Annotated in this window: 23 protein-coding genes and 3 pseudogenes; 13 read left to right on the top strand and 13 right to left on the bottom strand. The window is 59.6% G+C overall.

The window, feature by feature from the left end:
• Positions 1–157: 157 nt before the first annotated feature.
• Positions 158–1,245 (bottom strand): IS3 family transposase gene (locus IMCC21224_RS18720; protein WP_156178101.1). Its coding sequence is split into 2 segments (ribosomal slippage): positions 158–984 and positions 984–1,245, totalling 1,089 coding nucleotides; the frame shifts between segments, so codons are not numbered across the junction.
• Between the two features lie 382 nt (positions 1,246–1,627).
• On the opposite strand from IMCC21224_RS18720, the pseudogene IMCC21224_RS18710 reads away from it, so the two are divergent.
• A pseudogene (locus IMCC21224_RS18710) lies at positions 1,628–1,963 on the top strand (integrase core domain-containing protein); the annotation flags it as partial.
• Positions 1,964–2,008: 45 nt separating this feature from the next.
• Here IMCC21224_RS18710 and parE read toward each other — a convergent pair.
• Positions 2,009–3,967 (bottom strand): DNA topoisomerase IV subunit B, encoded by a 1,959-nt coding sequence (gene parE / locus IMCC21224_RS18705; protein ID WP_047996641.1) that lies wholly within the window; start codon positions 3,965–3,967, stop codon positions 2,009–2,011.
• A gap of 404 nt (positions 3,968–4,371) precedes the next feature.
• Between parE and IMCC21224_RS27260 the strand changes: the two are divergent.
• From IMCC21224_RS27260 to IMCC21224_RS18670, 5 genes and pseudogenes are all read left to right on the top strand, one after another.
• Positions 4,372–5,547: pseudogene (locus IMCC21224_RS27260) on the top strand (aldehyde dehydrogenase (NADP(+))); the annotation flags it as partial.
• Between the two features lie 574 nt (positions 5,548–6,121).
• Positions 6,122–7,087, top strand: coding sequence for a tripartite tricarboxylate transporter substrate binding protein (locus IMCC21224_RS18685; RefSeq protein ID WP_047996638.1), 966 nt, complete (start codon positions 6,122–6,124; stop codon positions 7,085–7,087).
• Positions 7,088–7,268: 181 nt separating this feature from the next.
• Positions 7,269–7,718, top strand: coding sequence for a tripartite tricarboxylate transporter TctB family protein (locus IMCC21224_RS18680; RefSeq protein WP_047996637.1), 450 nt, complete (start codon positions 7,269–7,271; stop codon positions 7,716–7,718).
• A gap of 3 nt (positions 7,719–7,721) precedes the next feature.
• Positions 7,722–9,248 (top strand): tripartite tricarboxylate transporter permease, encoded by a 1,527-nt coding sequence (locus tag IMCC21224_RS18675; RefSeq protein ID WP_047996636.1) that lies wholly within the window; start codon positions 7,722–7,724, stop codon positions 9,246–9,248.
• Positions 9,249–9,388: 140 nt separating this feature from the next.
• On the top strand, positions 9,389–10,090 hold the full coding sequence (locus tag IMCC21224_RS18670) for a FadR/GntR family transcriptional regulator (protein WP_053079083.1): 702 nt from the start codon (positions 9,389–9,391) through the stop codon (positions 10,088–10,090).
• A 161-nt stretch (positions 10,091–10,251) separates the two neighbouring features.
• Here IMCC21224_RS18670 and IMCC21224_RS18665 read toward each other — a convergent pair whose 3' ends face one another.
• Positions 10,252–11,220 (bottom strand): zinc ABC transporter substrate-binding protein, encoded by a 969-nt coding sequence (locus IMCC21224_RS18665; protein ID WP_047996634.1) that lies wholly within the window; start codon positions 11,218–11,220, stop codon positions 10,252–10,254.
• A 56-nt stretch (positions 11,221–11,276) separates the two neighbouring features.
• Between IMCC21224_RS18665 and IMCC21224_RS18660 the strand changes: the two genes are divergently transcribed.
• Genes IMCC21224_RS18660 through IMCC21224_RS18650 form a run of 3 tightly spaced genes read left to right on the top strand, consistent with a single transcriptional unit; the run spans position 11,277 to position 13,341 of the window.
• On the top strand, positions 11,277–11,789 hold the full coding sequence (locus IMCC21224_RS18660; RefSeq protein ID WP_047996633.1) for a transcriptional repressor: 513 nt from the start codon (positions 11,277–11,279) through the stop codon (positions 11,787–11,789).
• Positions 11,786–12,544, top strand: a complete 759-nt coding sequence (locus IMCC21224_RS18655; protein ID WP_047996632.1) for a metal ABC transporter ATP-binding protein — start codon at positions 11,786–11,788, stop codon at positions 12,542–12,544. The genes IMCC21224_RS18660 and IMCC21224_RS18655 overlap by 4 nt, the downstream gene beginning before the upstream one ends.
• The gene (locus tag IMCC21224_RS18650) at positions 12,544–13,341 is read left to right on the top strand and encodes a metal ABC transporter permease (RefSeq protein ID WP_047996631.1); all 798 of its coding nucleotides are present in this window, start codon (positions 12,544–12,546) and stop codon (positions 13,339–13,341) included. Before IMCC21224_RS18655 ends, IMCC21224_RS18650 begins: the two co-directional genes overlap by 1 nt.
• 331 nt (positions 13,342–13,672) lie before the next feature.
• Here the strand turns inward: IMCC21224_RS18650 and IMCC21224_RS18645 are convergent, their stop codons facing one another.
• Positions 13,673–15,718, bottom strand: coding sequence for an NADH:flavin oxidoreductase (locus tag IMCC21224_RS18645; RefSeq protein ID WP_047996630.1), 2,046 nt, complete (start codon positions 15,716–15,718; stop codon positions 13,673–13,675).
• A 96-nt stretch (positions 15,719–15,814) separates the two neighbouring features.
• Here IMCC21224_RS18645 and IMCC21224_RS18640 point away from each other — a divergent pair, with 96 nt between their 5' ends.
• Complete coding sequence (locus IMCC21224_RS18640) at positions 15,815–16,429, top strand: TetR/AcrR family transcriptional regulator (RefSeq protein WP_047996629.1); 615 nt, start codon at positions 15,815–15,817, stop codon at positions 16,427–16,429.
• 224 nt (positions 16,430–16,653) lie between these two features.
• Here IMCC21224_RS18640 and IMCC21224_RS18635 read toward each other — a convergent pair whose 3' ends face one another.
• On the bottom strand, positions 16,654–17,055 hold the full coding sequence (locus IMCC21224_RS18635; protein ID WP_047996628.1) for a hypothetical protein: 402 nt from the start codon (positions 17,053–17,055) through the stop codon (positions 16,654–16,656).
• Positions 17,056–17,073: 18 nt separating this feature from the next.
• Positions 17,074–18,279: a pyridoxal phosphate-dependent aminotransferase gene (locus tag IMCC21224_RS18630; protein ID WP_047996627.1), complete on the bottom strand. Its 1,206-nt coding sequence runs from the start codon at positions 18,277–18,279 to the stop codon at positions 17,074–17,076.
• Positions 18,280–18,374: 95 nt separating this feature from the next.
• On the opposite strand from IMCC21224_RS18630, the gene IMCC21224_RS18625 reads away from it, so the two are divergent.
• The 3 genes from IMCC21224_RS18625 (at position 18,375) to IMCC21224_RS18615 (ending at position 19,626) form a co-directional block, all read left to right on the top strand.
• Positions 18,375–18,776 (top strand): helix-turn-helix domain-containing protein, encoded by a 402-nt coding sequence (locus tag IMCC21224_RS18625; protein WP_047996626.1) that lies wholly within the window; start codon positions 18,375–18,377, stop codon positions 18,774–18,776.
• Complete coding sequence (locus IMCC21224_RS18620) at positions 18,773–19,039, top strand: succinate dehydrogenase assembly factor 2 (protein ID WP_047996625.1); 267 nt, start codon at positions 18,773–18,775, stop codon at positions 19,037–19,039. The genes IMCC21224_RS18625 and IMCC21224_RS18620 overlap by 4 nt, the downstream gene beginning before the upstream one ends.
• An 89-nt stretch (positions 19,040–19,128) precedes the next feature.
• On the top strand, positions 19,129–19,626 hold the full coding sequence (locus IMCC21224_RS18615; RefSeq protein ID WP_047996624.1) for a MarR family winged helix-turn-helix transcriptional regulator: 498 nt from the start codon (positions 19,129–19,131) through the stop codon (positions 19,624–19,626).
• Between the two features lie 71 nt (positions 19,627–19,697).
• On the opposite strand, the pseudogene IMCC21224_RS18610 reads toward IMCC21224_RS18615, so the two are convergent.
• The 7 genes and pseudogenes from IMCC21224_RS18610 to IMCC21224_RS18580 form a co-directional block, all read right to left on the bottom strand.
• Positions 19,698–20,200, bottom strand: a pseudogene (locus IMCC21224_RS18610) (transposase); the annotation flags it as partial.
• 249 nt (positions 20,201–20,449) lie between these two features.
• Complete coding sequence (locus IMCC21224_RS18605) at positions 20,450–21,148, bottom strand: DUF1194 domain-containing protein (protein WP_047996623.1); 699 nt, start codon at positions 21,146–21,148, stop codon at positions 20,450–20,452.
• The gene (locus IMCC21224_RS18600; RefSeq protein ID WP_369796035.1) at positions 21,145–21,864 is read right to left on the bottom strand and encodes a DUF1194 domain-containing protein; all 720 of its coding nucleotides are present in this window, start codon (positions 21,862–21,864) and stop codon (positions 21,145–21,147) included. The genes IMCC21224_RS18605 and IMCC21224_RS18600 overlap by 4 nt, the downstream gene beginning before the upstream one ends.
• A gap of 19 nt (positions 21,865–21,883) precedes the next feature.
• The gene (locus IMCC21224_RS18595) at positions 21,884–22,318 is read right to left on the bottom strand and encodes a VOC family protein (protein ID WP_047996621.1); all 435 of its coding nucleotides are present in this window, start codon (positions 22,316–22,318) and stop codon (positions 21,884–21,886) included.
• A gap of 96 nt (positions 22,319–22,414) precedes the next feature.
• Positions 22,415–23,812 carry a hypothetical protein gene (locus IMCC21224_RS18590; RefSeq protein WP_047996620.1) on the bottom strand — a complete coding sequence of 466 codons (1,398 nt, stop codon included), beginning with the start codon at positions 23,810–23,812 and terminating at the stop codon, positions 22,415–22,417.
• 3 nt (positions 23,813–23,815) lie between these two features.
• Positions 23,816–24,469, bottom strand: a complete 654-nt coding sequence (locus tag IMCC21224_RS18585) for a hypothetical protein (protein ID WP_047996619.1) — start codon at positions 24,467–24,469, stop codon at positions 23,816–23,818.
• A 134-nt stretch (positions 24,470–24,603) separates the two neighbouring features.
• Positions 24,604–24,837 (bottom strand): hypothetical protein, encoded by a 234-nt coding sequence (locus tag IMCC21224_RS18580; protein ID WP_047996618.1) that lies wholly within the window; start codon positions 24,835–24,837, stop codon positions 24,604–24,606.
• Positions 24,838–25,039: the final 202 nt, after the last annotated feature.

The following is a 25,039-nucleotide window of genomic DNA, read 5'->3' as shown; positions in this document are numbered from 1 at the left end:
GCCTTCTCTGGCTGTGAATCCCGGAGACAAAATGACCCCAGACACGGTCTGATGATCTGACCGTCGCGGAGCAAAATTCCGCATTCAGACACCTGATGCCGATGAGCGGAGGGTGGGGGGTAATCCCCCCATTTTTAATGGGGTGCAGCCGTAGAACTTACGCGGCCATTTTCAGTTTCTGTGCGGGTGTGATGCCGCCGATGCCCATGTTCGGGCGGTCGTTGTTGTAAGTCCAGAGCCATTGCGTGGCGAAGTCTTGGGCCTCCTCGATGTTTTCGATGATGTGTTGGTCCAGCCATTCATTCCTGACGGTGCGGTTGTAACGTTCGATGTAGGCGTTCTGCTGGGGCTGTCCTGGTTGGATGTGCTGGAGGGTAACACCTTGTTTCTCAGCCCATTCCAGCAGCTTGATGCTGATGTATTCAGGGCCATTATCGACCCGGATCGTGCCGGGCTTGCCACGCCATTCGATGATGCGATCGAGGCTCCGGATCACGCGTTCAGCAGGCAATGAAAAGTCGACCTCAATGCCAAGCCCTTCGCGGTTGAAGTCGTCCAGCACGTTCAGCAGTCGAAACTGACGACCGTCGCTCAGCCTGTCGGCCATAAAGTCCATCGACCAGGTCATGTTGGGGGCCTCGGGTACCGCCAGCGCGTCGGGTTTATCCCGCTTTAGCCGTTTGCGGGGCTTAATCCGCAGGTTCAGTTCCAGCGCGCAATAGATGCGATAGACCCGCTTATGGTTCCACGGATGACCTTTGACGTTGCGCAGGTGCAGATAGCAAAGTCCGAAGCCCCAAGTCTTCCTCGTATCCGTCAGCCCGACAAGCAAATCGGCAATCTGTTCGTTCTCATCGCTCAGAAGCGGGCTGTAGCGATAGCAGGTCTCGCTAACCCCAAAGGTGCGGCACGCCACGGCGACACTGACCCCGCGTCGCTCTACCGCCGTTGCGGCCATCTCTCGTCGCTGAGATGGCCCAGTCACTTTTTTCCAAGGGCTTCCTTCAGCAACTCGTTCTGCATGCTCAACTCTGCGAACATCTTCTTCAGGCGTCGGTTCTCGTCTTCAAGCGCCTTGGTCTGCGCGATCATTGAAGCATCCATCCCGCCATACTTCGCCCGCCATTTGTAAAAGGACGCTGTGCTCATACCATGTTCGCGGCAAAGCTCGGCCACCGGAACACCGCCTTCGGCCTGGCGCAGGATCGCAAGGATCTGCGGCTCACTGTATCTCGTCATCTTCATCTGAATCTCCTCATGCATCTTGCCGAGAAAATTCTACTTCCGCAGCCCCTTACTTTCGGGGGGGATTACCCGGGCCAGGGCGGCCCGCTCAAAAGGCAACTCCAGCCAACGTCAAAACTGATCGACGCGCCGCGACAATCAAAATCACAAACACCTTGATCGCGACAGAAAAGGGCGGCATCTTCTCCAACGTCGCAACCAAGGATTCTCATCCTGATTGACGCGCTCTTCTAATCCAGATTGTCGCGCTACACCAAGCCCAGCTTGATGCTCTTTCAATATCCCAATGATCTGTTCTTCGCTGAAACGGCTTCTCTTAATCTTCTGTCTCCTCAGTTGGAGAACAGGCTAACCAAAAACGCCGGACTTTTCAGGGGAGCAGGTCAACGACGATTGCTGCCGCGAGAACCTGTGCTTGATGGCTGACACCAGTATCTCTGGCGCTCGGGTTGCACGGGAGCTTGATGCATTTGTGCGCCTTTATGGAAAGCCAGCTGGTATTGTCAGTGATAATGGAACGGAGTTTACCAGTCGCGCGATCTTGAAATGGGCCGGGGATAACGACGTGGATCGGCATTATATCGACCCCGGAAAATCCCAGCAGAATGGCTTCATCGAAAGCTTCAATGGCAGCCTGCGAGACGAGCTGTTGACTGAGGAGATCTTCGATACGTTAGATCACGCCCGAAGAAGATTGGCGCTCTGGCGATACGATTACTGCTCTGCCCCCTAAAAACTGGACCATTTTGAATTAGAGTTTCGATCAAACATCCAACTCCTCCACAAACCGCGCGTTCTCTTGGATATACTGATACCGCAACTCCGGCTTCTTCCCCATCAGGCGCTCGACCAGATCTCCGGTCTCGCCCGGTTCGTCTTCGTCGATTGTCACCCGGATCAGCTTGCGCGTGGCGGGGTGCATCGTGGTGTCCTTGAGGTCCTTGGCGTCCATCTCACCCAGACCTTTGAACCGTTGCACGTCGATTTTGCCTTTGCCGCCCAGACCCTTTTCCATCCACAAATCTTTCTCGGCATCGTCCGCCACATAGAGCCGCGTCGCGCCCTGCGTTAGCCGATAGAGCGGCGGGCAGGCCAGATAGAGGTGGCCGTTGTCGATCAGCGGTCGCATCTGGGTGAAAAAGAACGTCATCAGCAGCGCCGCGATATGCGCGCCATCCACGTCCGCGTCGGTCATGATGATGATCTTGTCATAGCGCAGATCGTCGAGAACAAAGCGTGAGCCCATGCCGACCCCCAGCGCTTCGCAGAGGTCTGAAATCTCGGCATTTGACCCCAGCTTGGACGAGGCCGCGCCGAGCACGTTAAGGATCTTGCCCTTGAGCGGCAGCAGCGCCTGATTCTCGCGGTTGCGCGCGCCCTTGGCGGACCCGCCGGCCGAATCGCCCTCGACGATGAACAGTTCGGTGCCCTGGCGGTTCTTGGCGGTGCAGTCGGTCAGTTTGCCGGGCAGGCGCAGTTTTTTGGTCGCGGTTTTGCGGGCGGTCTCTTTCTCTTGGCGCCGCCGCATCCGCTCTTCTGCGCGCAGGACGAGGAAATCTAGGATCGCGCCCGCCGATTTGGTATCCGCCGCCAACCAATTATCGAAATGGTCGCGCACGGCGCCTTCGACCATGCGCGATGCTTCGGTTGTCGCCAGCCGGTCCTTGGTCTGGCCAACGAACTCCGGCTCGCGAATAAAGCAGGACACCAGCGCCCCGGCCCCCGTGATCAGGTCATCGCGCGTGATGGTGGCAGCTTTCTTGTTGCTCACCAACTCGCCATAGGCCTTGATCCCCTTGAGGATCGCGGCCCAGAATCCGGCCTCGTGGGTGCCGCCCTCGGGCGTGGGGACGGTGTTGCAATAGGACTGGATAAAGCCGTCGCGCGATGGGGTCCAGTTGATTGCCCACTCTACCTTGCCGGGTTGTCCGTATTTTTCGCGGAACTCGACTTTGCCGGCAAACGGTTTGTCGGCATAGGTTGTGGCGCTGCCCATGGTGTCGGCCAGATAGTCCGCCAGACCGCCGGGAAAGTGGAATTCAGCCTCTGTCGGCGTGTCGCCATCGGTGATCGCGGTCTTCCAGCGGATTTTGACGCCGGAAAACAGGTAGGCCTTGGACCGCGCCATGGCAAAGAGCCGCGCGGGTTTTAGTTTCAGCGTGCCAAAGATCTCGGGGTCGGGGTGAAAGGTGACGGCTGTGCCGCGTCGGTTGGGGGCGGCTCCGATCTTTTCCAGCTTGCCCTGTGGAATCCCGCGCGAGAACTCCATGGCAAAGAGTTCCTTGTTGCGCGCCACTTCGACCCGCAGATGATCGGACAGCGCGTTGACAACGGATGAGCCGACGCCATGCAAACCGCCCGACGTCTCGTAGCTGTCACCACTGAACTTACCGCCCGCATTCAGAGTACAGAAGATGATCTCCAGCGCGGATTTGGACGGGTCCTTGGGGTGCGGCCCGGTGGGGATGCCACGACCGTTGTCACGTATGGTAACATGGCCGTTTTCATGCAACTCAACCTCGATCCAAGTGGCGTGACCGGCGACGGCCTCGTCCATCGAGTTGTCGATGATTTCGGCGACCATGTGGTGCAGCGCGCGGTCATCCTTACCGCCGATATACATGCCGGGGCGCAGGCGCACGTGCTCCATGTCCTCGAGCACCTGAATCGACGAGGCGTCATAGGTATCGGGCTGCTGCCCCGAGAGAAGGTCTTGGGCCATGGCTGCTGCTCTTTTGTTGCTCTTGGTTGGATTGGAGTATGGCAGAGGGGCGCGCGCGGTGGAAGGGCCAGATCATGAGGTAAGAAACAGGTTTCGCGGGGCTCCGATCATGCGTCGACCGGACCGTTCGTGGTTTCGTACTGCTTTTCTGTGGGCATTGTTCGCATGTACCCCATGCATAGCGGATGTCAGCCGCTCATTTCCGTTTCAGCGCCTTTGCGGTAAAGTCTCGGTCCAGCAGGTTTGATGCGATGTTGAACGTGAGCTCACTGCTCGTCGTCACCTACTGGCTGGCATAGGTGTGGCTCACGGGGTCGCGGCCAGGGTAAATCATATAACCCCCGTAGGAACGGCCGAGTGCGACTTGCGAAAGATCAGGCTACGCAGCTTTGCCTTGCTGCTCTATCCGCGACGGTGATTACCTCGACCGTCGTCATGACAAACTGTTGCCCGACCGCCAGCTGCTGCCGCGCCCCGATCTGCGAATGATGCAGCGCCCGGCGGGTCCGGTGGCCGTATTTGGCGCCTCGAACTTCCCGCTCGCCTTTTCGGTTGCCGGGGGGATACCGCCGCGGCGCTGGCTGCAGGTTGTCCAGTCGTCGTTAAGGGGCACGGCGCCCATCCGGGCGCCAGCGAAGTCGTGGGCGATGTGATCGTTGCGGCACTGGACAAGCCGGGCATGGATGCTGGCATCTTTAGCCTGGTGCAGGGCGGCGACCGTACCGTGGGTGCGGCGCTGGTGACGGCTCCGCGTATCAAGGAGGTCGGGTTCACCGGCAGCCTCGGCGGAGGGCGCGCGCTCTATGATCTGTGCGCCGCACGTTCCGAGCAAATCCCGTTCTACGGTGAGCTTGGCAGCGTCAACCCGATGTTGGTCCTGTCGCAGGCCGCCGCCGCGCGCGGTTCCGCGCTTGGAGCCGGCTGGCTGGCAGCCTGACCATGGGCGCCGGGCAGTTCTGCACCAATCCCGGCATTGCGATTGTGATCGACGGACCCGAGGCTAATGCCTTTGTCGCCGCGGCGACCGAGGTACTGACGACCGTTGCAGCGCAGACCATGTTGACCGATGGCATGGCGGACGCTTACCGCGACGGTGCCCGCCGGGTGTCCGAAAGGGCGGGGGTGAAATCCCTGCTGACCACTTCTTGCGAAGGCCGCTCGGCTGCGCCGTACCTATTCGAGGTGTGGCCGACGACTGGCTGTCCAATGGGGAACTGTCCGAAGAGGTTTTTGGCCCACTTGGCCTGGTGATCCGCGTCAAGGATGCGGTGCAGATGGTCGAAATCGCAGCCAGCTTCAAAGGTCAGCTGACTGCGACGCTCCAGCTGGACGATGGCGACACCGATCTTGGCCGCGACGTGCTGCCCGTGCTCGAGCGCATGGTCGGCCGGGTGCTGGCCAATGGATTCCCAGCCGGGGTCGATGTCTGCGATTCCATGGTGCATGGCGGACCGTATCCAGCCAGCACCAACTTTGGCACCACCTCGGTCGGTACGCTGTCTATCCGCCGATTCCTGCGCCCGGTCTGCTATCAGAACCTGCCCGAGGCGCTTTTGCCGACGGATCTCGTTTGTACGTGACGTCGCTACAAGAGGGCTGAAAGGCCCGCCGACACAGGTGTCCGGGCTGCGGGCCCCTGTGTCGGCCCACAGCGCAGTGTCGACGCCGAAGGAATTTTACAAATACTATCATATCCTGCGGGGATCTCGACATTAAGTCCTGAAAGTTGCAAAATTAGTCATGTTGAAAGCTAATATATCGACGATATTGGCCGAAAATAGTGCATATTGGTAAACTGAAATGTTGATTTGTAAGAATTAATAAAGTACGATAACTCGAACGCCACCGAAGGCCCGCCCGCAAGGCGGAGCGCTTCAGCGGGTAGCTCGGGAATATTGGGAGGGGTGTGCCAATCGCATTCGGAGCGCGGGTGCGTCGTGATGCGGGGGTGAAAGGGTCAATTGATTGCGGCCTGCACAGTCAATTCGCGCAGGGTTTCTGCCATGACGCAAAATCGGGGCGCGATCGCGCGTCCGACGTTGTTCATCCCGGAAAGTGCAAGCGTGACGCCGCGCGGGGCATGTGCCCTGCGAAAAGTCCATACGAATTGCCAGACATGTCTGGCCACGACATCTGTAAAGGAGGAACAGATCTATGTTTTCAAGAAATCTGAAAAGCACAATGGTGCTGGCGCTTGGCGCCTGGGTCATCGGTGCGACGGTCGCTGCGGCTGATTTCCCGACTCGGGATATTCGCCTGATCGTTCCGTGGCCGGCGGGCGGCGGCGCCGACGCCATTTCGCGTAAGATCAGCAATATCGCCGAACAGGAGCTGCCGAAATCCATCTACGTCGAGAACATCGCCGGTGCCGTGACTGCAACCGGCCTGATCCAGATGACCAACGCGCGTCCCGACGGGCACACGGTCGGCGTACTGACCTATGACAGCGTCATCACCTTGCCGCGCGGTCAGATGGTGCCCGGCTACGCGCTGGACAACATGAAGCTGATTGCCCGCATCACCACCGAAGCGGACGCCATCGTCGTATCCAAGCACACCGGCATCGAAACATTCGAGGAACTGGTCGAACGGGCCAAGGAAAATCCGGGCGAAGTGCGCGTTGGCGTGGCACCCAAGGGTTCAGGCCCCTACCTTTCGGTCATCCAGCTCGAAGAGCTGCTTGGCGTCGATTTCAACGTCATCACCTATGCGGGCTCGTCCAGCGCCGAAGCCGAGGCGCTGCTTTCTGGGGAACTGGATGCAGCGATCTCCAGCTTGGGCGATTTCAGCGGCATCATTGAATCCGGCGATGCCAAGGGCGTGATCGAACTGTCCTCGGTGCAGAACGAAACCTATACCGACGTGCCGACGATCAAGTCCAAGGGCCACGACCTGCAAACCGGCAGCTTCCTGATCCTGGCCGCCCCGGCAAACACCCCGGACGAGGCGGTCGAGACGCTCGAGACCACCTTCAAGGCAGCGTACGACACTGAGGACTTCCAGAACTGGCTGGCCCAGGTCGGCGTGACCGCCGACTGGCTGGGCTCGGACGGGGTCGACGAGTGGGTCGACGGGTTGCAGACCAAGACGTTCAAGCTGATGGACGATCTGGGCCTGTAATTCCCGATGAAATCATGCCTCCGGTTTTGGCCGGGGGCAGTCACCGGGGCACCAATCGCGCCCCGTTGCACACAGACGGTCGCTGCGACGAAAAGCTAACGGGGCGGGCTGCATGGTTCTGATCCCCCGGCGGTCGGGCCTCTCACCACCACCACCCACATCATCATCGCGGGAGACGTCGATGTTCATGAACAAGCACCTGTTGTTCCTCTATGTCACGCTTGCCGTGTCAGTTGGGTATTTCATCTCGGCCATGAGCTTGGGTGACCCGTTTTCTGCCGGAGGCCTGACGCCCTCTTTCTTTCCCCTCCTCGTAGGCGCCGCAGCCATTCTCTTTGCCAGCACCCTGATCGTGCAAAAACTGCGCGAGGCTCCTGCGGAGCAAACCGAGGATGGCCCCAGCACCTACACCCACCTGTGGGTCACCGTGGCGATGTTCGTCTATATCTCGGTGTTCAGGACCGCGGGGTACTTCATTTCTTCGTGGCTTTTCGTCTTTGTGCTCATCTTGCTGTTCTCGGCCTTCGAAAAGTTCGTGCAAAAGGCCGTCATATCGGCGGTGATCGTTGGGCTGGCCTATCTGATGTTCCAGCTGTTGTTCGGCGTCCGCCTGCCGACGATTTGGGGTTAACTCATGGATTTCATTATACAAGTATTCAGCAGCTTCAGTCTGCTGCTAGACCCGGTCAACCTGACCTATGTGATCTTGGGCTTCGTGATCGGCACGATCTTCGCCGCCATCCCCGGCCTGACCGCGACGCTGGCGATGGCCCTGCTGCTGCCGGTGACCTACACGCTTAGCGTCGAAACCGCGCTGATGGCCTGCGCCAGCATCTATATGGCGGGCATGTGCGGCGGCTCGATCACGGCGACGACAATCAACATTCCCGGCGCGCCTTCCTCCATGATGACGGCGCTGGACGGCTATCCCATGCAACAGCAGGGCAAAGGCGCCCTGGCTCTGGGCCACGCCGCGCTGGCCTCGATGTTTGGCGGCGCTGTTGGTGCGCTGTTGCTGATCGCGCTTGCGCCGTTCGTGGCGCAGTTGTCGCTCATGGTGAAGACCACGGGCAAGTTTTCCCTTCTGGCTTTCGCGATCATCGTCGTTGTGATCGCCCAGAGAGGCCGCATTCCGCAGGCCGGGCTGGCTGCCTGTATCGGGTTGATGCTGGCCACCGTCGGCCTGGACGCGATGGAGCCGATCACCCGCTTTACCTATGGCTACAGCAACCTGACTGCCGGGATCGCGCTGATGCCGGTCATCATCGGTACCTTCGCCATCGCCGAGATCCTGATGCAGGCAAACTCATCCAGCGATATCAGCGCCGCCACCGCGGCCGCGAGCAAGACAAAGATCAGGCGCCGGGACTTTCTGCCGCCGCTTGCGGACATCCGCAAAATCGGCTTTGGCTGTTATTTCAAGTCGTGCCTGATCGGGTATTTCGTCGGCACACTGCCAGGTGCGGGGGGATCCATGGGGTCGTTCCTGGCCTATACCGAGGCCGTGCGCACGTCGCACGAACCGGAAACGTTCGGCAAGGGCAACCCGCAGGGCATCGCCGCTTCGGAAAGCGCCAACAACGCGGTCTGCGGCGGGGCCATGGTGCCGATGCTGACCTTTGGCATTCCTGGCGATCCGATCACCGCGATCATGCTGGGCGTTCTGGTCATCAACGGCATTCAGCCGGGCCCGCAGTTGATGGCCGACCAGGCCGGGCTGATCGCGCCGATGCTGGCTGCGCTGCTGTTCAGCGCCGTGGTGCTCATCCCGCTGACGCTGTACCTGATCGGACCATATTTCATCCGCATCGTGTCGATCCGCAAGGACGTGCTCTATGCTGTGATCGCCCTGCTGGCCGTCGTGGGCAGCTTTGTGGCCACCTACTCGACCTTCCAGATGTTCATGGCCCTGGGCATGGGGGTTCTGGCCTTCTACCTGCGTCGCAACGGGTTTCCGGTGATCACAATGCTGCTGGGTTACATCCTGGGCCCCAATCTTGAGGAGTTCCTGCGCCGATCTCTGGCACTGTCGAACGGCGATCCGACCACCTTCTTGACCAATCCCGACAGCCTGTTTTTTGTCTTGCTGACGCTGGTCTTTATCTACTTCCTAGTGATCCGCAAACCGGCTGAGACACCCGCAGCGGCCAAATCGAAATAGTCTTGTGCTTTCTGGTCGCTCCTTTCCCAAGGGGCGGCCGCGCAGTTTGTGATCTCATGGCTTTCGGCGGCGGCACTATCGGTATGTATGGCTTACATAGGGATTCCATGCGCTTCCGACCCGAAGACAAGGAGACCACGTTGCCAGAAGCAAAGCGCCCCTCGCTGGCGGACCAAATATACGACCAACTCTTGGGCAAGATCCTGAAGGAGGAATTCCCGGTGCATAGCCGGTTGCCCACCGAAGGGGTTCTGGCAACAAGCTACGCGGTATCGCGACCCACCGTGCGCGCGGCGCTGTCGCGACTGCGCGACGATGGCATTGTGCAATCGCGGCGCGGTTCGGGGAGCTATGTATTGCGTCGTCCCGACAGAGAGTTGATCAGCTTTGTGCCGCTGGAATCAGTGTCGGACGTCCAGCGCTCTTACGAGTTTCGCATTGATGTCGAAGGTGCAGCCGCAGCCTGGGCGGCCCGGCGGCGTGACGAAGAGGATCTGGCGGTGATGGATGCTGCCTACAAGGTGATGGAGCAGACGTACCAGCAGAAAGCGCTTGGCGTCGATGCCGACCAGCGGCTGCATCTGGCGGTGGCACGGGCCTCGAAAAACCTGTTCTTTTCTTCTGTTCTGGAGTCGTTGAACGAGCAAATAGCCTTTGGTGTCAAGCTGTCGCGCTCGCTTACCCTGCTCGACATTCCCGGTCGGCAGGAATTGGTTTTGGCTGAGCATCGTGCGGTGCTCGACGCGATCGGTCGGAGGCAGCCCGAGTTGGCACAAGCGACAATGCGTCACCACATCACAGCCGCGAAGGACCGGATGTTCGTGGGCACGCAGGAAGACTGATACCCGCGCGCATTACCTGGGTCATCGCCACCCTCAACCAACACACCGCTCTCGGCATACCCGCCCCCAAGGAAGTAGGCGGTATGTCCAGAGTAAGGGGAAGCCCGCCCATCATCGGATGGGTGCAGCAAAGCCGTAAGAATACAACGCAGCCTTGCGGGTTAGAGGCATTTCGCAAGAGATGTTGCAAGGTTGCGGATGAGTTGGAGATAGAGCGCAGGGCCTATTTCCAGATCGGAGCCCATAGGGTCTATCACCGCGGTGTCCGCATTCGATCCATCCAAAACCGTTGCAGCAAGGCCTGGGTTGAATTGCGGCTCTGCCAGCACGCAGTTGATATCTTCAGCGGCAATTCTCTCGCGGATCTCGGCGATACGGGCCGGGCTGGGATCGGACGCATCGCTGATTGAAATGGCTCCTGCTGCGGGGAAATCGAAATCAGTTTCGAAATACTGGTAGGCATCATGGAAAACGATGAAACGGTTACCGCGCAACGGCTCAAGCATCGTATTGACCTCGGTGATCATGGTGGCAATCTCGACACGGCCCGCGGCGGCATTGGCGAAATAGATGCCCGCGTTCTCCGGATCGGCGGCGGATAGCTGTGCTGCAACCACATTCATCCAGTTCGAGGCGTTTTGCGGCGAGAGCCACGCGTGGGGATCATGTTTGTCATGGTCGTGGCCCGCGTGATCATCGTGCTCTGTGTGATCATCATGCTCCTCTTCGGCGTGATCGTCATGCGCTTCGCCACTGTGAACGTGCTTCTCAAATAAGGCGCCTTCGCGGAAATCCAGCGTGACCGTCCCATCTGATTCCAAAAGCTCGGTGACGGAAGCATCGGCGGCCAGCGTTTCTATAGCACCGTCCAGCCAAGGCGTGAGGCCCGCACTCACCCAAAACACCAGATCAGCCTCTTGCAGGCCACGCGCTTCGGACGGCCGCAGCGCGTATTGATGTGGGCTGGCGCCGGGTTGGACGATCAGGTCCGGGGTTCCTACGCCCTGCATCACGCGGGCGACCAGTGAATGAACCGGCGCAATATCGACGGCGACACTTGGCGCCTGGGCTAGTGCGGAACCGCCGATCAGGGCCGCGGCGAGGGAAGCGGGCAGGAGTGTTCTGGACATCATGTCTTCCGTGTGATTGTATAACATTACAAGTCCAGTACGAGAAATGTAATAACATGACAAGTGTCTCCTCGAATATTTCTACCGAAGCTCCTCTCGGCTTTGAGCGGCATGATCATGCCGCTTGTGTGACCGATGGTCTGTCGGCCGCCGAAACGCGCTGTGCGGATGACGGGCTGCGGTTTACACCCGTGCGCCGGAAGGTGCTGGAAATCCTGCTGCAAGAGCATAGGGCGCTTGGGGCCTATGTGATTCTGGACCGGCTGCGCGATGACGGTTTCGGCTCGCAGCCGCCCGTCGCCTATCGTGCGCTTGATTTCCTGGTAACACACGGGCTTGCCCACAAGATCGAGCGGCTCAATGCGTTTATTGCCTGCGCACACCCCGATCAGATCCACGCCCCCGCTTTTATGATTTGCCGCCTGTGCGACTCTGTGGCCGAAGCGCAATCGGAGACCACTCGCAGCGCCTTGGCATCCGCGGCAAAAGCAACGGGTTTCCGGATTGAGCGCACGGTCGTCGAGGCGGAAGGCGTTTGCCCCGGCTGTGCTGGAAAGGCGGACGCGTGAGCCTCGTCGAAGTTATAGACCTGAGCATTCGCTACGGTGCCAATACGGTGCTTGCAAACGTTTCAATGCGCATCGGGGCTGGTGAGATTGTAACCATAGTCGGCCCGAATGGGTCCGGTAAAACCAGCCTTTTGCGCGCCATCATAGGGGCTGTTAAGCCGTCCAAAGGGCGAGTCATGCATGGAACCGGGGTGCGTTTGGGCTATGTCCCGCAGCGGCTGCATATTGATCCGACGTTACCAATGAGCGTCGCCCGCTTCCTTGCGTTGCCGCGCGGTGTGGCAAGTACCGAAACTGACGCCGCACTCGATCAAGCGGGCGTGCCGGATCTTGCCATGGCGCAGATGTCACGGCTCTCGGGCGGACAGTTTCAGAGGGTCCTGCTGGCGCGGGCCCTTATCGGAAAGCCGCAGCTTCTTCTGTTGGATGAGGCGACACAGGGCCTTGACCAGCCCGGATCAGCCGCTTTCTATCGCCAGATCGAAACAGTGCGCCGCGAGACGGGTTGTGCCATATTGATGATCAGCCACGAGTTGCATGTAGTGATGAGCGCCTCGGATCGCGTCATCTGTTTGAACGGTCATGTGTGCTGCGAAGGTACGCCCGAGGTCGTCGCCTCGGCGCCTGAATATCGCGCGCTCTTCGGGTCTGGCACGATGGGGGCTTTGGCGCTTTACCGTCATGACCATGATCATGATCACGCACATCATTCGCACGACGCATGTAGCCACACCCACACAGAGGCAGCCGAATAATGCTGGACGATTTCATGATGCGTGCAACCCTTGCCGGTATCGGTGTGGCGTTTGCCGCAGCGCCTTTGGGGTGTTTCGTCGTGTGGCGCCGCATGGCCTATTTCGGCGATGCAACCGCCCATGCAGCAATTCTGGGTGTCGCGCTTTCGTTGGCCCTGTCGATTTCGGTCTTCGCGGGCGCCTTGGTGATCGCGCTTGTCATGGCGTTGACGGTCAACCTGCTGACGGGACGCGGTTACGCGATGGACACGCTTTTGGGTGTCCTGGCGCATTCGGCGCTTGCCTTTGGTCTGGTGGCCGTGTCGTTCCTGTCGGGTGTCCGGATTGATCTGATGGCCTATCTTTTTGGTGACATTCTGGCTGTGTCACGTACCGATTTGATGGTGATCTGGGGCGGAGCGGGCCTCGTCGTGGCGTTGATCGGCTGGCGCTGGTCGGATCTGCTGACCGCGACGCTGAACGAAGATCTGGCTTATGCCAGCGGGATCAACCCCAAGCGCGAACAGCTGGTGCTGACGCTGGCCCTCGCTATTACTGTTGCCGTCGCCATCAAGGTCGTCGGCGTGTTGTTGATCGCCGCGATGCTGATTATCCCGGCCGCTGCGGCGAGACCGCTGAGCCGCACGCCCGAAAGCATGGCAATGGTGGCTGCTGCCATCGGCAGTATTTCAGCAGTGGTCGGGCTGCGGGTGGCCTACATTCTGAATACACCGGCGGGACCGTCCATTGTTTGCGTCGCCGCCTTGTTTTTTGCGGCGCTCAGCATCGCAGGGAGCCTTCGTACCTCCGCACAATGACCATTTTCAATCTCCAACAGGCCGCTGAAATAATTGACAGTTGGGGGCGTTATTCTTCTGCTGGCGGGGGCGTGCGCCCTTGGCTCCTCAACATGGGTCCGGGATTTCCGGGCTCCATGCAGTCACCTTTCACCTCATCCTCGCGCCACCCCGTGCCGTCGGACCAGATTGGTGCCGACCATCGTCAACATCCATATAGGGGAACCTATATGGCCCGTTGTAATTTAATGACTGTATGTCGCGGTTAGTGACGCACAGGGCGGGCCACACTGCTGGAAATGACACCGCCCTTGGCATGATCAGGACAAGAATGGATTTGTCCCTGCGCATCTTAGATATCTTTGACCAGGCGCAAGGCGTCATAGATTGCCGCATGGGTGTTGCGGGCCGATATCGCGTCTCCTATGCGGAACAGTTGGAACGTGCCGTTCTTATTGCGCATAGCTGTCTGCGGATCGCCCGCGATCAACGCGTCATGGTCGACCTCGCCCGCATTGGATGACAGGGGTTTGAGGTCGAAATACAGCTCGTCCAGCGGCAAGGTACCGTAATTTACAACGACCTGATCAACGTCGACGTCGTGGGTGTGATCGCTGTAATCCGTACCAATCGTCGCGGTGAGTGTATTGCCGCTGCGCACGACACCCATCAGTCGGCGGGTGACGGTAAAGGTGACGTCCTTGTCCTGAAGCGAGCGCATGTATGGCACCAAATTCATCGCCATGACATCGGGGGAAAAGGTGCGATCCGGTGTCATGATCTCTACCTTCGCTCCAGAATTTGCTGCAATCTCGGCAGCTTGCAAGGCGGGGTGATCCCCGCTTTCGTCGTAGATCAGCACGTTGGACGCAGGCTTTACATCGCCCGAAATAATATCCCAAGTCGAGACGACATGCGGCTGTTCGCCATCCTGCTCAAACAGTTCCAGATTTGGTACCCCCCCCGTTGCGACGATGACAACGTCTGGGCTCAGCGCGGCGATGTCATCTGCTTCGGCCCATGTGTTGAAATTGAACGTCACGTCCCGCGCGGCGCACTGGGCCATGCGCCAGTCGATGATCCCGATCATCTCGCGGCGGCGCGGAGATTGGGCGGTCAGCCGCACTTGCCCACCCGGTTCAGCGGCGGCTTCAAACACGGTGACGTCATGACCGCGCTCTGCCGCGACCCGCGCAGCCTCGAGCCCCGCAGGTCCAGCGCCGATGATCACGACCCTCTTTGTCGTCTCTGCTTTGGCAATGTCATGGGGCATCGAAAGCTCGCGCCCGGTGGCTGCGTTGTGGATGCACAGGGCGTCGCCCGCCTGATAGATCCGGTCCAGACAATAGGTCGCGCCGACGCAGGGGCGGATGTCATCCTCGCGGCCCTCGATGATCTTGCGCACGATATGTGGGTCGGCCATATGCGCGCGAGTCATGCCAACCATATCCAGAAGGCCTGCCTGCACCGCATGGCGCGCGGTCGCCACATCGGGAATGCGGGCGGCGTGGAAGGTCGGCATGCCCGTGGCCTTGCGCACTTCACCCGCAAAATCGAGGTGCGGTGCAGATTTCATACCCTGAATGGGGATCACGTCCGTCATTGCGGGGTCGGTGTGGATGCGGCCTTTGACGACGTTGAGAAAGTCGACCTGCCCGGTGGCGGCAAGGCGCTTGGACATCTCCAGCCCTTCCTCGGGCGTGATGCCGCCCTTTTGCGCCTCGTCTGCTGTGTAGCGCAGGCCGACGATGAATTCTGCTCCGACGCGCTTGCGAATGGCCCCAAGCACATCCAGCGGAAACCGCATCCGGTTTTCCAGCGTATCCGCGCCGTAGGGCCCCACCAAATCATTGGTGAGCGGCGACCAGAACTGATCCAGCAAGTGGCCGTAGACTTGCAATTCAATCCCGTCCATGCCGCCCGCTTTCATCCTCTCGGCGGCGTCGGCAAAATCGTTGATGATCCGTTCAATGTCCCAATCTTCGATCAGTTTGGGAAAGGCATGGTGCGCAGGTTCGCGGTGCCTGGAGGAAGACACCGACGGCAGCCAATCGCCTTTGTTCCAGTTGGTGCGCCGCCCCAGGTGGGTCAACTGGATCATGACGGCACAGCCATGTTCATGCACTGCATCGGTCAGGTTCCGGATCCACGGCACAACCTCGTCCTTGTAGGCGAGGATGTTGTTGAACACCGGCGGGCTGTCGCGACTCACTGCCGCCGATCCAGCCGTCATCGCGAGGGCCACGCCCGCTTTGGCGCGCTCTGCGTGATAGGCTGCGTAGCGTTCCTTGGGCATGCCATCTTGGGGATAGGCCGGCTCATGGCTTGTCGTCATGATCCGATTTCGCAATGTCAGGTGTTTGAGGTGAAAGGGCTGCAGCAACGGGTCGGTGGACATGGGGGAATCCTCTTCGGGTCGAATCTAACCTGACATGGGTGTCATGTTGATATCACTCCGACTTGACACATCTGTCAAGTGAGTTAGAACAGCCTGGTGAAAACCGCCACAGCCACAAAAAGCCGCGCCACGCGACAGACCTGGATTCAGGCCGCCTATTCCCTCTTCGTCAATGAAGGGATCGAGGCTGTGAAAATCATGCCGCTTGCAAAACAGCTGAACCTTACGCGCACTGGTTTCTATTGGCATTTCAAAGATCTGTCAGAGCTTCATGATGCCATCATCGACATCTGGCAAACCCGGAATACAGGTATAATCATTGAGCGATGCCGGGCTCCGGCGCCAAGCCTCTGCGCCGCACTTTTCAATTTGATTGATTGCTGGATCAATCAGGACCTCTTTGATGCGCCACTTGATCTCGCGATCCGAAACTGGGCGCGCAACGATGCGCGACTGCAAAATCTTGTCGATCAGTCTGACAGGGATCGGCTAACGGCCGTCAAGGCGCTGTTTGAACGGTTTGGCAGAACGGGTGAGGTGGCCCATTACCGCGCGTTGACAGTGATTCTGACTCAGACAGGATACTATTCGATACATGTGGCCGAGCCACGCTTGCAACGTGCGATTGCAGGCTGTCAATATGCCGAGATTTTTGCCGGCGAAGCGCCCGCTCAATCGGAAATAGACGCATTTTTAGATCGCCACCGCTGATACGTTGCACAGTGGACGCGGCGCTCTGTCCGAAACGGTGCCTGCGCTGTGATTCCGCTCATCAGGGTCATTCACAGATTACGTGCCATCGGACTAGCGGCGTTTCGAATTGTCGGCGGACCGCTTTGGGGGCGGCTTAAACGCGTGACAGGTCGTGGGCGATTGTAGCCGTGTATTGCGTTGTCCTGTTGCATTCGCCCCGCATAGCGGGTCGGGCCCACGTGTCATTCCTTGGTCAGCCGCTCGGCTTTTTTGCGTACCAGTACCGTACGCAGGTCGTGCATTGCCAGCAAAAGATCGTCCGTCACGGCATCAAGCTGATCGCCGCTGGCGCGTGATTGGGCCCATTGCGCGGTGAGGTTGAGATGTTCGACCGTGCGGTGGATGTCGTCAATCTCGCGCGCGGCCAGGCTGGATTTGCGCTGTGCCATCCAATCGTGGATCGCAGCCATATCCGTCGCGTCCAGGGTGCGGTCGCCTTGCGGCTTCACGTCGCCAGAGCGGATGTTGACCGCCGCGATCTGGTCCATCTCGATCCGCCGCTGACGATTGCCTGACTCGATCCGGAACACCAACGCGCCGTTATCGCGGATGCGAAAGTAATAGTCGGGCAGTTCATCAGACATGTGCGTTTCCCTGCCTGTTCAGCCGCTTAGCCCAGCGCAGAAAGTCTGAATCCGGGTGCACGCCTCGGTTAGTGCTTCGGTCGAGGTTGCATAACTGATACGGAAATTCGGAGAGAGGCCAAAGGCCGCGCCAAAAACCACCGCGACGCCGGTTTCGTCCAGCAGGGCGGTGGCAAAGGCCTGATCGCTGTCGATCAGGATGCCAGCCGCCGATGTCTTGCCCAGACAGCCCGCGACAGAGGGGTAGACATAGAACGCGCCTTCTGGTGTCGGGCAGGTGATGCCCTGCGCGTCGTTCAGCATGCCAACCACCAGATCACGGCGTTCGCTGAATGCGGCGCAGCGCGTCGCCAGAAAATCCTGCGGGCCATTCAGCGCCTCGACTGCGGCCCACTGACTGATGGTGCAAGGGTTCGTAGTGGATTGCGACTGCACCTTGCGCATAGCGGCGATCAGCGGCTCGGGCCCGGCGGCATAGCCGATGCGCCAGCCGGTCATGGCATAGGCCTTGGACACGCCATTGCAGGTCAGCGTCCGTTCATACAGCCCGGGTTCGACCTGCGCCGGGGTGAAGAATTTGAAGCCGTCGTAGGCCAGGTGTTCATACATATCATCGGTCATCACCCAAACATGAGGATGCCGCATCAGCACATCCGTCAACGCCCTAAGCTCGTCCCAGGTATACCCTGCGCCTGTCGGATTCGAGGGCGAGTTGAACAGGAACCACTTGGTCTGCGGTGTGATTGCGGCCTCCAGAGCGTCAGGTGTCAGTTTGTAGCCGGTTTCCAACGCGGTCGGGACGATCACCGGTGTGCCTCCGCCCAGCAGCACCATGTCGGGGTAACTGACCCAATAGGGCGCCGGAATCAGCACCTCGTCGCCGGGGTTCAGGGTAGCCATAAAAGCGTTGTACAGCACCTGCTTGCCGCCGGTTGAGACAGAAACTTGCGCGGGCACATAGGTCAGCCCGTTCTCGCGCGCGAACTTGTCGCAGATCGCCTGCTTTAGCTCGATGATGCCGTCGGGGGCGGTGTATTTGGTTTTGCCCGCTGCAATCGCCGCAACGGCAGCCGTCTTGATGTTATCAGGGGTGTCAAAATCTGGCTCACCGGCAGCCAGCCCGATCACATCGCGCCCCGCCGCCTTAAGCTCTTGGGCAAGCTGGTTCATCGCCACGGTCGGCGACGGTTTTACGCGGGCCAATGTCTTGGAAAGGAAGGTCATGAGGTCACCGGTTTGAATCTGGGCGTGGTCTGTCATAGGGTGCGACCAGCAACCGATCAAGCAGCTTTGGCCTTAATCGGCCCAAGGGGGGCACAATGAACGATACGAGCGACCAGGACACTTGGTACGGACCGGATTCCGCGACTTTTGGCGACCGGCTGGCTGCCGCGCGCGATGCGGCTGGCATGACGCAAGAAGAATTGGCGAAACGCCTTGGGATCAAGCCTAAGTCGCTGCAAAGCTGGGAGGAAGATCTGGCGGAGCCGCGTGCCAATCGGCTGTCGATGATGGCAGGTCTGCTCAACGTCTCGATGATGTGGCTGATGAACGGTGAGGGCGAGGGGCTGAGCGCGCCGCCCGAAGACCCGCCCGAGGTTGATCTGCGTGCCGTGCTGACGGAAATACGCGGGATGCAGGTTGAACTGCACGCCTCGGCCGAACGGCTGGGGCGGCTGGAAAAGAAGCTGCGCAAGGTGCTCAGGGATCAGAACCGATGACCGAACCACACGAGATCCGGCTGAAACGTCTGTCGATGCGGTCAATGCGTCGCGGGATCAAGGAAATGGATCTGATTCTGATGCGCTATAGCGCGGCCCGTCTTGCGGCGCTGGATGCGGTCACTCTCGATACCTACGAGGCGCTGCTAGACGAGAATGATCAGGATTTGTATCAATGGGTGACGGGGCAGAGTCCGGCGCCAGCCCCCTTTGCCGGGCTGATCCACGACATCACGATGGTTGCGACTGGATCAGCTGAATAGGGCGCATTTTAGTTAGTCCCGGCCCAGCTTAACCCAATATTTGCGATTTTCAGCAAATCTCGGCGCGTGCAGATGTTGCGGAGATAAAGATGAGCATACATTCCTCCCTTGGCAAAACGCCGGACTCGGGATTCATGACCGGGTATCTTGAGGCGCTGGCGCTGGTGGAGCGGTTGCACCGCCTTCTGCTGGACGTGATCAAGGATGAATTCGAACGTGTTGGTGTACTTGAGATCAACGCGGTGCAAGCCCTGTTGTTGTTCAACATCGGCGACAACGAGGTGACGGCCGGCGAACTCAAAACGCGCGGCTACTATCAGGGCAGCAATGTCAGTTACAATCTCAAAAAGCTGGTCGAAATGGGGTTTATGCATCACCAAAGATGCGAGATTGACCGCCGTTCCGTCCGGGTTCGGCTCACTGCCAAGGGGCGCGAGATCCGTGATGTTGTTGCCGGTCTGTTTGAACGTCACGCTGATGGCCTTGAGGCCAAAGGTGTGCTCGGCCCCGAGGGGATTGAGGATATCACATCGTCCCTGCGGCGGATGGAGCGCTACTGGTCCGACCAGATACGATATATCTATTGAGTCGACGTTGAACAACACCTACGCGGCGATTTGCACTGCTATTGCCCGGCAGGCGCATCCGCAGGATGCTGCCGGGAGGGGGTTGGATACGCGATATTCTTTTCCATCACGGTGGTGTCGACGGAGACGCGCGCCAGGCTGTCGTCGTCGATGATACCGACAGACCGGCCGACAGACCGGCCCGCTTGAATCGTTTTGGTCAGCAGCCACTCCGCGCCCTCTTCGCCGATGCGATCACGCCAGCGGCTGAGCGAGGAAGGAGAATCGGCGGCTGATGCTGGAAGAACGTCTCGCCTGTGAAATGCTGGACATACGGGGAGTCCACCCAGCGGGCGATCACGGCCTCGTCCGAGAGCCGATAGGCATGCTGCAGATACATGAGGCCCGCCACCAACCGTGGCGGCGTCGCTGGCCGCCCTGTCGCCGACGGGAAGAAACCGGCCCACTCCCGTTCGAAGAACTCCCAGTCGATCAAGTCTGCCAGCTTTACAAGCTCGTGGCGCATGTCGATCATGTCGACCAATCGGAGGCGGAGGAGATCATCCTGTTCCTCAGGACGCGAGCGGTGCTTCATGGCAGGATCCAAACTGCAGCCTTTTCAATTGGATTCTACGGATTCCTGCAGTTTGAAGCCGGAAAAATATCCGATTTATCTTGGTGATTCAGCTACATGGCAGTTGTTCAAGCCGAACTATTGAGGGATGGGGGATCGGATCTGGCGCGCTCGCAACGCTCGCTCTGGCAACGAGCATACGTTGAAATGTGTCGAAATTTACCGAAGTCAGGTGCAGTTGTCGGTGATGTATTGTCTGCAAAAGGTGGGTCACTGTGCCGAAAATATCGGCCCCTGCAATTCGCGTTTCAGCTTGCGCACCATGGCGGCCTCGAACGCATCGAACCCTAGCGCCGTTTCGACAAAGGCATCTGGCCCCGAAATCACATAGGCGCGGAAATAGGCGCTGAGTTCGCCGATGCCGGTACTGCCGCGATCACCGCGACCGTGCGTGGCGACCACCAGCCCGTTCACGGTCAGCCCGGCTGCTTGCGTTGTGTCGCGTAAGTCCCGTGGATGTGGTCCGGTGTTCGACTGGCCGTCCCCGGACAGATCCAGCGTCCGTTTCCAACAGTTCGGTTGCTGTGCTAGTAACCCGGCGCCAAATTGCAGCGCCGCTCCGATTGCGGTTGAGGGGTCGCCGACATGACGCCGCGCCGCGCGCAGCTGGGCGGCAGCGCCTTGCAGCGCCGCCTCGTCGATGATGACGGTCCAGTCGAGTACCAGCATCTGAGACTCCGGCCCGCTCCATTCGAAGACGGCCAGCGCCACGGGGGCATCCGGCAAAGCCAGCAGCGCCTCGCGTATTTCGGGATGCAGCAGTGCCGCCGCCAACCCGTCCATCTGTAACCGGTATTCCCGGCTATCGACCGACCCCGAGACATCCAGCCCAAGTGCCAGCGCCTGCCGACACCCGGCCTGCGCCACACCCGACCACAGCAGCAGTGCCAGACACAGCAATCGCCTCATCCCGGGGCCTTTTCTGCCGATGTTGCCCGTTCGCCGATGATCATATCGCTTATTTCGCGGAACAGCTTGCGTGTCATTGCCCGACGGTACCCGGCGTAGCCCTGCGTTGTCTCGACAAAGGCACCATCACCGAACCGCACGACATCCTCGAAATACTCCAGCACCTGCGGATCATCACCAAGCACAGCCAGGCCGTTGACGGTGATCCCTGTGAATGGAAAATGCCGATAGGCCAGTTCTGGTCCGAACCCGTCATTTGAAATGCCATCGCCGGAAAGGTCGATTACCCGACGCGCGCAACTTGGTGCCCGCCGCATCACTGTCGCGCCATAGCCCAGGGCAAAGCCCATGGCAGTCGGATACCGGGTCTCGCTGCGCGGCGCGGAAAGAATCGCCGCGATGGCCCGGTCAATCGCCGGAGGGCCGTCCAACACCAACCAGTCGAGCACCAGCACGCTGTTGCGTCGCCCGCTCCATTCATAAACCGCCAACGCCACCGGCGGACCGGAAAGCAGAGCGCGCCGGATGTCCGCGTCGCCCAATGCGGCCGCAACACCGGTTTGCTGCAATCTGTGCTCGTCGCTGTCGACGGATGACGACACATCCAGCGCGAGCAACAGTGCCAGCCGACAGCCATCCGGGTCAGACTCTGCATCCTGGGCCGCAAGTGGCGCGGCCCAGAGGCAGAGCATTCCGAGAAGGCAGCGACGTGTCACCAATGGTTCCTTTGCGGTTTTACCAGTGGCCGGTGTTTTCCATGCTGGCCCACGGCTCGGCTTTGGGAAGTGCATCACCCTGCTGCAACAGCTCGATAGAGATGTTGTCGGGCGAACGCACAAAGGCCATGTGTCCATCGCGTGGCGGGCGATTGATGGTCACACCACTGACCATCAAAAGTTGGCACATGTCGTAAATATTTTCGACGGTATAGGCGAGGTGGCCAAAGTGCCGCCCGTCCGAGGGCAATCCATCGTCGCCGTCCCAGTTATAGGTCAGTTCCACATCGGCGGTGCCGTCGTCCTGATCCGGCGGGCACAAAAACACCAGCGTGAACCGTCCCCCTTCGTTTTCGGTGCGGCGGCGTTCCTTGAGGCCAAGAAGCTTGTAAAACGCGATCGAGGCGTTGAGGTCCTTGACCCTCACCATAGTGTGCAAATAACGGATGGGCATGACGGTATTCCTGTCTGAATTTCGTTATCGCAAAGACTAGAGGTTGCGTCGCAAATGTCGAGCATCTGTCGAACGTCAGCGCGGGTCATTGCCGGTTCAGAACGCCGACCGAATCCCAAGCTGCAGACCGAACTCTTCGGTGTCATACTGGCCAAAGTCTGATTGCACCTGTCGCGCATTCAGCGTCACCGTCGGCACAAAACCATAGTAGTCGTATTGTGGCAGCACCGCTGTCAGACGCGCGCTGGTCTCAAGATCCGATCGCGACCGCCCCGCAACCGGGGATCGGTCGTGATCCTTTTGCCCCAGCGACAGCCCCATTTCGATCTGTGCGCCGAACACTGGTTTTGCCAGCGCGAGCCGCGTATCAAGTTCAATGCTGCGGTAATCCAGGTTGGCGCTGATCGAGCTGCTTTCGCGCAGGCGCAGACCCAGATTCAGCTGATTGCCATTCTCTAACTTACGGTTCAGGCCCCCGCCCAGATCCCAACTGTCCGCGTCCGAGGTGCGCAGGCTTAGGGTTTCCTGCCAGCCGCGCCCAACGCTCAGGCTCAGGCTGGTCGCAGGCGACACATTCCAGCTTTGCGTCGCGGCCAGCGACAGGAACTGCATATACGCATCCCCGCCGTACCAGGTACGACCAACGCTGGCGCTTAGCTGAAACGGACGCGTCTGGGCGCCGGTAAAGCCGCGCTGCACCAACGACATCTGCGCCGATGTAAAGGCAAAATCGCTGCCCTCGACACCGGGGGCCTTGTCCTGAGCATCGTCAGACAGCGTATACGTCTTGTGATTCATCGAAAATAGCAGATCGGTTTGACCGCTCTCAGAAAACGCCAGCCGATACCGGGTGGCAAAGCCAAGCGCGACCTCAGTCCCGGACAGCGCCACCGCGGCACCATCAAGTTCAGCGTCGATCACACCAAAAACCGGAATTTCGTAAGTGCCCTTGTCGGCCCGCGAACCGTTGTTGATGTTGGACTTTGGCGCAACACTAAAGGTCAACTGCGTCGAAAACGGATTGCGCGCCCGCACATAGCGAAAATCGCGGACCGCAACGTCGCGCAGCTGCTCGGTCGGGGCGACCTCGGACGCCCGACGCAACCACAATTGGGACTGCGTGCGCCGCCCGGCCGATGACAGCGCCTGTGCCCGCACCATCGCAGCGGCAAAGCTTTGTTCAGGTGTCACGGCGCCGTCCCAGGCGCGGGACGACGCGTCGAGCGCGGTATCCTGTTCGCCCAGCGTCCGTGCTGCGCGCGCCAGAATCAGCAGCGCGTCAAAGTCGTGGGTATCGCGCGACAGCAGCGATTTGGCATATGTGGCCGCGACGTCAGGTTGTCCGGCATTCAGCGCGATATTCGCTTCATGTCGCAGGGCCGCGGCGGTCAGGACGCGTTCCTGCGCCACCACCTGTTGTGACATCAGCGTAAGGGCGGCCAGCCCCGTCACGCGGGCCAGAGCGGCGGCGCGACGGGGAAAGGTCAGTTTCATGATCTACCGTGTCGCGATAAAGCCGCCGGTTTCGCGGACTGTCACCCCGTCATAGCGCGCATCGTCAGAGGTAATCACGATCACACCAGCCACTTCGGTCGCGCCCGGACCTGCAAGGACGGCATAGAAATTGCCGTTTTCCAGGGTTTGGAGTGCGCCGTCGTTGTCGAGGTACTGACTGTCCAGCGTGCCCGTCGCCTCACCGTTGGCATCCAGTGCGTCACTGATCACGTCGAACACCAATGTTGGCATAGCGGAAAACGACGTGTCGTATTCGTCAGCCATCGCATCCAGGAACGACTGAGTAATGTCGTTCCCGTTGGTGTCAAAGATCACCCGGTTGCTGATCGAGCCGGCAATGGCACCGTTTTCAAAGGCATCAAAGTCGACGCGGATTTCGGCATCACCGCTGACATATTCGACACCGCCGCGACCGTCAAAGTCACGCAGGGCGGAATAGTCGCCGCTATAAACCGCCTGACCGCTGGTGGGCAGGGTGACGGACCCGTTACGCTGATAAATGAACCCGCCAAAGCCGTAATCGGCATAGGCACCAGTGCGCACAATCGCCATCTCGGTCCGTCCGCTCGCGCTCACGGCATACAGGGCCTTGTGCTGGAACTGCGTCACCGGGTTGCCGGTCTGCGGGTCGATCACGATATTTTCGTTCTCGTAAACGGCAAAGGGCCCAAGACTGCTGACCTGCTGGCCGCGACGATAGCTGCTGTCGCCGTCGAACGGCAGATTGTCGACGGTGAATGTGTCGCTGACGGAATCATAGCTGGGCGCAGTCAGAAAGCCGGACCCGTTTGCGGTGTCCTCGGCTTCGGAACGGAACAGCGAATTGTTTGCCGTCGGGCTTGCCGTGCCGGGGGCAGTTCGCGGTCGCTCTCGATCGGGCCGCCGGTGTCGGTTTCTTCTTCGGTTTCCGTCGGTTCTTCGTCGTCATCCCCGCCCAGCGGGTTGCCGTCGCCACAAGAGGCCAAAAGCCCCATTGCAAGAATAAGCATCAAAATGCGGTTCATGTGCTGCTGCCTCGGTTTTTATTTTATGTACGTCTTTTGCCAACAAATTCCGGCAGCTATGCGCGAAAGTCAATGTAAGGATTCTGCCCCGGTTGCGCTTTGTTTCGCAACTGGTGCGCATTTGTCGCCACCCCATCTGGTGTTTCCTTGTCCCACCTCTCCAAGATATAGTCGGCAGCGACTCATCTGGTGGGAAAGGAAT

The organism is Puniceibacterium sp. IMCC21224 (genome assembly GCF_001038505.1).
Taxonomy (GTDB): domain Bacteria; phylum Pseudomonadota; class Alphaproteobacteria; order Rhodobacterales; family Rhodobacteraceae; genus Puniceibacterium.
Note: the sequence above shows the minus strand (reverse complement) of the source record. Positions and strands in the feature narration are given on the sequence as shown.